This window comes from Hyunsoonleella pacifica (assembly GCF_004310335.1).
Classification (GTDB): domain Bacteria; phylum Bacteroidota; class Bacteroidia; order Flavobacteriales; family Flavobacteriaceae; genus Jejuia; species Jejuia pacifica.
This window is the reverse complement of the sequence record NZ_SIRS01000017.1, coordinates 1-376: the sequence shown is the minus strand read 5'-3', so window position 1 is coordinate 376 and position 376 is coordinate 1. Positions and strand designations below refer to the sequence as shown.

Sequence of the window (376 nt, the reverse complement as noted above, 5' to 3'; positions counted from 1 at the left end):
TCTACACTGGCTGTATCGTCTACGGCCGTTGGCGTATCGTCTACGGCATTGACTGTGACATCAACTACGGCTGTAACACAATCGCCATCTGCATCACAGATCTCATAGGTAATCTGGTCAGGACCGTTATAATCTGCGGTTGGTGTGTAATCTATCGTATCATCGGTTGGGTCGTTGGGGGTACCGCCATCATTTACTGTTGCTACTCCATTGGTTGGGGCACTTGTTATGTTTATGGTACCGGTGCTTGGGCCATCGCCTCCAAAATTGTCATCGTCTAATACATCGATGTTTACTGTATCGTCTTCATCTACACTGGCTGTATCGTCTACGGCCGTTGGCGTATCGTCTACGGCATTGACTGTGACATCAACTA

The 376-nt window shown here is 48.1% G+C and carries 1 protein-coding gene; it reads right to left on the bottom strand.

Features of this window, described 5'->3' with window-relative positions; translation table 11 throughout:
* Positions 1-376: Ig-like domain-containing protein (locus tag EYD46_RS17850; protein WP_165454415.1), on the bottom strand; the 376-nt coding region annotated here is incomplete at both ends.